General features: G+C 50.5%; 3 protein-coding genes. All 3 read right to left on the reverse strand.

Translation table 11 applies throughout. The features are described 5' to 3' along the window. Positions 1-55 precede the first annotated feature (55 nt). On the reverse strand, positions 56-817 hold the full coding sequence (locus tag ACN0YR_RS11390; RefSeq protein ID WP_417849339.1) for a hypothetical protein: 762 nt from the start codon (positions 815-817) through the stop codon (positions 56-58). A gap of 77 nt (positions 818-894) precedes the next feature. Then, positions 895-4,389: an efflux RND transporter permease subunit gene (locus ACN0YR_RS11395; RefSeq protein WP_417849340.1), complete on the reverse strand. Its 3,495-nt coding sequence runs from the start codon at positions 4,387-4,389 to the stop codon at positions 895-897. Then, positions 4,389-6,389 carry an efflux RND transporter periplasmic adaptor subunit gene (locus ACN0YR_RS11400; RefSeq protein ID WP_417849341.1) on the reverse strand — a complete coding sequence of 667 codons (2,001 nt, stop codon included), beginning with the start codon at positions 6,387-6,389 and terminating at the stop codon, positions 4,389-4,391. Before ACN0YR_RS11400 ends, ACN0YR_RS11395 begins: the two co-directional genes overlap by 1 nt. Positions 6,390-7,308 lie beyond the last annotated feature (919 nt).

The raw sequence follows: 7,308 nt of genomic DNA on the forward strand, positions 1-7,308 counted from the left end.
ATAAGTCTGAATAGAGAGGCGTTATCGAACATCGACTTCGCTCCCAATCCATTGGTTAATTTGTGATAGGATTCATCACTGGTTTCAGTGAGTAGATTTTCCAGTTCTGACCAGGTCGACAGTCCGCATAGTTTTCCTGGAATATCGAGCTTTCCTCGAAGAGATTGGTGTACACAGGATTGTGATAAAGGACGACAACCGGTCGTGGATTGACATCAAGGGAATTCATTAAATTGTCAACCACCAATTTGGTGATTTCTTCTGAGAAAGGGTTGTACAAAAAGACGATGAGTGGCTCCGATGGAAATTCGAAATCTGCTGCATCCATGTTCACAGAACGCACATCCTCACATTGACGACGTGGACTTTGAAAATTGGTAATGTTCTGTGAAGCAATGATATGCAACTGATGTGCCAGTTCGACTCCAATCACTTTTCGGAATGGGAATTCCGATGCAACCAATAAGACACGCCCTTTTCCTGCACCACAATCGACAAATGTGAATTCGCTCAGTTCGACCGGCAAAGTCGAAAGTAGCCAGCCGATGCTCGAAGCATGAGTCGGCAAGTACTCAACTGCATGCTTCCTGCGGTCATCTGGGACATCTAAGTCTTCCGTGGCTACGTTGCCTCGCGTCGAGACGCAAAAACGTCGATCGTATTGACGCTCGGAAAGTCGTTGAAACCATTCTGCCCGTGTCCCATTTAGTCCCCCCACTTCTGTACTCTTGACGAGGCAACGAAAGAGGGTAAAAAGCCAGCCATCATAGTAAGCATGCCAGTGCAGAAGCTCTGCTTGCCTTTTGAATCCACTCATTTTGTGACCTCTGGGTTTTAGTGACTTCCTTAACGGAGGCGAATGCCGTGATCCTGTACGCTTTCTTTGGTGCCAACTCACGCAGCTTTCGTGTCTCCATGCAGATGTTTTACATCCACATCTGTGAAAACTTCATCGCTTACTCCTAACTGCATCTTGAACTCCATATAGGCGCAATAGAGCGTTGGGACGATAAACGTCGTGAACGGTTCGATCAGCATTCCACCAAAAACGGGAAGTGCCATCGCCTGTGCGACATCGGCACCGCGCCCCGTTGATGTCAGTACCGGAATCAGCGCAACAAGTGTTGTCACCGTTGTCATGACACAAGGACGAATTCGCTTGAGACCTGCTTCGTAAATCGCTACGCGAATATCTTCTACTGAACGAATTGTTTTGCGACTCAATGTTTCACGCATGTAAGTGGCCATGACAATCCCGTCATCGGCAGCGAGTCCGAACAAGGCAATGAAGCCGACCCACATGGCCGTATTCATATCGACTCCCATGACAGCCACCGCAATCATGCCACCAGCAGCAGCAACCGGAATTCCGGAAAATACGACCAATGAAATTGGCAGGTTGCGAAAATGCAGATAGTGCAATAGCAAATTGATCATGATGACAATGGGAACAATCCAAAGAAGTCGTTGATTGGCTTCGATCTGGTTCTGAAAAGAGCCGACAGGTTGCAATTCGAAATTGCCCTCTGGAAAAACGAGTGTTCCATTCTCCCGAGCCTCACGCAGTGAAGTCATGACGGACTCAACGGTCTCCAGATCCCCAGCAGCACCTTGTGGAGAAAATGAAACGTGTGCGACCAATCGCGCGTCTTCGCTGTTGATCGCGCCTGGTCCCCAAGTCGTTGTGACATCGGCAAGATCAGCTAACGGGACAACCTCATTCGTGTGAGTAACGACCGGAATCGATTCAAGATCACCAAGATGTTCTCGGACACTCCGTTCATACCGGACTTGAATCGGGTAGCGTTCCCGTCCCTCAACAGTTTCCGTCACGTCGATACCTCCCAGACCCGCGGCCACAATCTGATTGACCATCATGGTATTCATCCCGTATCGCGCTGCTTCTTTGCGATTCACTTCGAATTCGACATACGGTTTCCCCATGACGATGTCGGGATTGACAGTCCCTGCATTGATGAGGTGATGGGTTTTAAGTTGTGCAGCCACGGCTCGGGCGGCTTGCGAGAGTCCCTCCAGGTCATCCCCATAGATCCGGACTGCCATGGACGCTTTAATTCCCGCTTGCAACATCACGACACGCCCTTCAATTGGTTGAAGTGGAGAGGCAGGCGTAATCCCTGGGAGTGTGGCCACCTTGTTGATTTCGTCCCAAATCTTGCGTTCGTTCATCCCTTCTCGCCATTGCTCTCGCGGTTTCAGCATGACGTAGGTTTCAACCATCGCAGCTGGAGCAGGATCGAGCGCCGACTCGACGCGACCGATTTTCCCGAGGACATTGGCGACCTCGGGGATCTGCTTGATCATGGCATCCTGAGCCTGCAATGTTTCCATGGCTTGGTTGAAACTGGAGGCGGGATACAAGCTCGGCATGTAGAACCAACTCCCTTCGTCGAGTGCGATCCAGTCATCCGTTTGCAAACCCGTAAAGAGGTGTTTCGCTTCGACATACCCTGGCAGATCATTCATCTCCGCCCCTAACGTGGAAGCAACTTTTTCAAAAGGTTTGAGGACTGTGGGGAGACCAACCCAAGCACCTAAGCCGATGAAGAAGATCAGCGCAGGTGCAGAAAGTGCGAGCAGCTTATGATTCAAGGCAAACTTCAACCGACCGCCATACATCCAGAGCACTGAACGACTGACGGGGTTCTCCTCCAATGGACGGACACGTTCTGAGGCGAGCCACCAGCCGGCTCCCACGCCCAGCAACATTCCAATCCCAACATTCATGAAATGCGCTAAGCCAGTCCAGTGTGCCAGTTCTTCAGCCCATACGAAATGAGTGAGCAGCCCACTCATGAAAGTCATCCCGAGCACAGACCCCATTCGTTTTAGCTTGGTTGGCTTCGTGCTTTGCAAAAGAACTCGGCACAGCATAGGAACGATCACCACCGCTACAATCAGGCTGGATGCTAACGCAAAAGTTTTTGTCCAGGCGAGAGGTGCGAACAAACGATGATCGCGCCCCGTCAAAAAGAAGACTGGAAGAAAACTAACAATTGTCGTGGTGACAGCTGTCATCACCGCCGGAACAACTTCTGCTGCGGAATCACGAATCACTTCGAGACGACCTTCTGTTCCTCCCTGAGATCCGTTTGCTTCCCAATCGGCAAGGTGATCATAGATATTTTCGAGGATGATAATTCCCATATCGACCATCGTTCCGATGGCGATCGCAATCCCGGCTAACGACATGATGTTGGCATCGACGCCGAACAGGTGCATCGCAATGAAAGACATCAGAACTGCTGTCGGTAACGTAATGGCGATGATTAAGCTGGCACGAAAGTGCAACAGAAAAAGCATCATGATGACAATGGTGATGATGGTCTCTTCGGAAAGTGCTGTTGTGAGAGTGGCGATCGTTTCCCCGATTAATTCAGTCCGGTCGTACACACCGACGATGCGGATGCCATCCAACTCCGATTCCAACGCAGAAATTTTCTTCTTCACGCGGTCAATCACCTCGCGTGGGTTCTCTCCGTACCTCATCACGACAACGCCACCGACTGCTTCATGACCGTTAAAGTCGAGTGCTCCGCGACGAAAAGCAGGACCGATTTGCACGTTCGCAAGTTCACCTAACGTAATTGGCACACCTTGCTTGGTGGCGACAACCGTGTCTTCTATTTGTTCGATTGTCTGCGGTTCTGTCTTGTCTGAGCCGATAAATCCCTTGCCGCGAACGATGTACTCCATGTCTCCGTTTTCAACGGTCTTCGCGCCGACATCGATATTGGAAGCTTTGACTGCTTCAATCACCTTACTCAACGGGATGTTGTGATAACGGAGTTCGTCGGGATCGATATCGATTTGATACTGCTTGACATATCCTCCAATCGATGCCACTTCTGCGACTCCGTCCACGGACTGCAATGCGTACTTCACAAAGAAGTCTTGCTTGGAACGAAGCTCTGCTAAGTCCATCCCGGGTGGCGGTTCGAGCACATAATAATAAATCTGACCGAGCGCTGTCGCATCTGGTGCCAGCGTGGGTGTCACATCATCGGGCAGCGATCCAGCAACTGTCGTCAGTTGCTCAGCAACACGCGAGCGAGCCCAGTAGAAGTCAACGTCGTCATCAAACGTCACCTGCACAAAGCTAAAGCCGAACATGCTCTTGCCGCGGACACTTTTTGATCCCGGGACAGCCTGTAGAGCTATGGAGAGCGGATAAGTGATCTGATCTTCAATGTCTTTCGGGGAACGCCCCATCCATTCGGTGAGCACAATCACTTGATTCTCACCGACATTCGGAATCGCATCGACAGGAACATTCTGTGCAGAATGCCATCCGTAGGCGATGAGTCCGATCGAAGCAATGGCGACGAGCAGTCGCTCGCGGATGCAGAAATTCAATATCGATTTCATTATTGGACCCTCCCTGATTGACTGTCTAAACCTGCAGAGCGTTTCTCACGAAGCCCATCTGTTGGTGGCTCTGGAGAGACAATGGTCATACCACCGATGGGAGGCAATTCCCCGCCAGGAGTCAGCGACGATGTTCCTTCCATCGATGGCACGGGAGGGAGTGACTGATTGTGCTCAGATTGATTTTGAGTGGGAACTGTGTGCAGCTTGTCAAGGTACAGATCTGGGTCTTCGAGTAATCCATCTCGGCAGCCTTCACAGCAAATAAAAACAGACTGCCCTTTTACCATGACCTTCTGAGGAATTCCCATCGATCCTAGCTTCATATCCGTAATAGGGCAGATCATTTGAGCAAGTGCAACCTCTTGATCCTGTTGAGAGAGTTGCCTGATTTCAGCGAGCATAGAGGCATCAAATCCGGGAACCATCTCCTGTGGTGCTAAAGCCCGAGTTGGGTCAATTAACGACGGGTTTCCTGCCAATTGCATTTGTGAGTCGAGTAAAAAGTTGCCTTTCGTGGCGACGATTTCTCCTGCAGCAAGACCTTTGAGAATGACGACCTCACCGTTCGCTGTCGAACCTGTTATCACACGGCGAATCTCAAACCGACCCGGTTCCGTTTCAACATAAACCACGCTCTCTCCCGCAGTCATCAACACTGCATGTCGAGGTACCACGATCGCGTTTGATGCCTTCTGTGGCTGGCTTGTAAAGCCAAAGTCTGACGCAGGGACTAAGTTGATATTGCATAAACTGCACTTCCCCGGCTCGTCAGACATGATGTGTGGGTGACGTGGACTGATCCATTTGTTTGCCAAGTCCGGGTCATAAACAATGGCCTTCGTACCCTCTTGACCGATCGGAACTGTGATTGTTGCTTTCGCATAATCACCGATCCGCAAGATCCCATCAGTATTGTCGATCACTACGCGTACATTCACTGTTCGTGATTTCTGATCGACTTCGGGATCGATAAACGCCACACGCCCCATAAACGATTTTCCGGGGAGCGATTTCATGATCGCCTCAACACATTGTCCATACCGAATACTGGCTGCATCTTCAGGGAAAAGTTCGAGCATGAGCCAGACACTTGAAAGGTCTGCAAGCCGAAAGACAGGCTGACCTTCTTTCACATATTCCCCCTCAACCGCAAGTTTCTCGATCACAGTTCCGCTCATCGGTGCCAGAATGTCGAGTCGGCTTTCTGCTTCTCCGCTTTGGATCAAGTTTTTGATCTGCTTCTCCGCCATGCCGAGTTCGATGAGTCGTTGATGTGAATTCTCAAGCATGCGTTGATTCGCGTCTGCGACGGACAGCAAGTTCTGTGACGTTTTCCGGTTGACCGATTTGGCAGCTTCGAGGTACTCAACCTGCGCCGAATACAATTCCGGTGAATAAAATGAAGCCAGGCGATCCCCTTTATTGACAACCGCCCCGGTGTAGTCGACATATAGCTGATCGAATCGACCATCAGAATAAGCCGAAATCGTGCGCAGTGTTCCTTCATCATATTGCAACTCGCCGACAGCACGAATCGTGCGCGTCATCACGACAGAACGTGCCGCAACGGTTTGAATGTTCGCCACTCGCCTGGACGCAGGATCGACGACCACAGACCGTTCATCTCCACCAGATCCTCCTGCAGAGGCGGGCACCAACTCCATCGCACAAACGGGACATCGTCCCGGTTCCTTCTGGGGAGGTGTACACATCATTGGGCAAATGTAGTCGACGTCTGCCGCTGCATTGACAGCTGAACCATGTGCTGCTCCGCCACCACCGGAAGTGATCCATCCCAATCGTTGAGCCAGTCCGACCCCAGCGATGGCAACGGCAGCGCAGAACAAGAGTAACGTTGGTTGAATGATCAGCTTGAGCCACCAACGACGTGTTTCCACGCGTTGCTTGTGTCTGTTGACCTGCTGACCCTGAGGCTCAACCGAAGTCGACTTAGAGTTTTCGATGGATTGATCGGATTCAGGAAGTGGTTGTGACATGAGATTCACCAGCGATTGAAAGGCTTGATTGCTGTCGTGAAAGACTTCACACCAGAGATATGCGTACGGGCAGCAATTCTCTTGGAAGACCATCAGTCAGCAGCACAAATTGCCTGCACATGAGGAAGTGCAACATGCACCTGAGATAACAGCTTCGTAGGTCGTTATGGCGCAAAAGCGTTGACGCCAGAGAGATCAGTTATGTCAACCAGACACAGCAGAGAACCTGCACCGAAGCCGCAGGCGAGAGACAACAGCTCGTCTCTCCTTGAAAATTGAAAGCAAGTCGAGAATTCCCAGCTTCAAGAGCGGATTCGATCGTACATGCAACAAGCAGCGTACTCCAGTTGAATGTCACTACACTATTTTGATGAGGGACCGCGGGTTCCGGTTGATGACGACACTGGCAATGGACACGACTCTCCTCAGACGAACCTCTTTCAGAGGGGGAGTCGCAGCAACAACAGGTTTCTGACGAGCAATGACTTGCGGAACAGCAGCAACACATCGTTTGCGCCCCGCTTCCAACTCTCTTACTTTGGCAATGGCATCCATAGAGAGTCGCAGCAGTCAACGATTGCACGCAAAACACGATCGCCAAGAGCGATGTGATCAATTTGCGTGTTGTTGATTTTGCTGGATTCATTTGAAGCTCGATAACAGCATTTGCGATACCATCCCTATCGAAGAATTGGAACGTTCTAGATAAGCAAAAGTGACCAAGAACAAATGATTTGTACGCAAGAGTTTTAAGTGAGGCAAGACAGCTTTTTTATGGGACAAAACGACACCTAACCTGCATTGCGCACGCGTTTTCTGGCTTGTGGGGTTTGGCGTTGGTTGTTTTTTGAATTGGGTGGCAAGTGGGCGTTGGATCTTTGAGGGGCGAAATTTTGGGGAGTGTTCCCATTTTGGAGCC

Source organism: Thalassoglobus sp., from assembly GCF_048270125.1.
In the GTDB taxonomy this organism is placed as follows: Bacteria; Planctomycetota; Planctomycetia; order Planctomycetales; family Planctomycetaceae; genus Thalassoglobus.

Bases quoted from the DNA above. Each gene is read 5' to 3' on its own strand.
- ACN0YR_RS11390 (WP_417849339.1), bottom strand. From the start codon at position 817: ATGAGTGGATTCAAAAGGCAAGCAGAGCTTCTGCACTGGCATGCTTAC.
- ACN0YR_RS11395 (WP_417849340.1), bottom strand. From the start codon at position 4,389: ATGAAATCGATATTGAATTTCTGCATCCGCGAGCGACTGCTCGTCGCC.
- ACN0YR_RS11400 (WP_417849341.1), bottom strand. From the start codon at position 6,389: ATGTCACAACCACTTCCTGAATCCGATCAATCCATCGAAAACTCTAAG.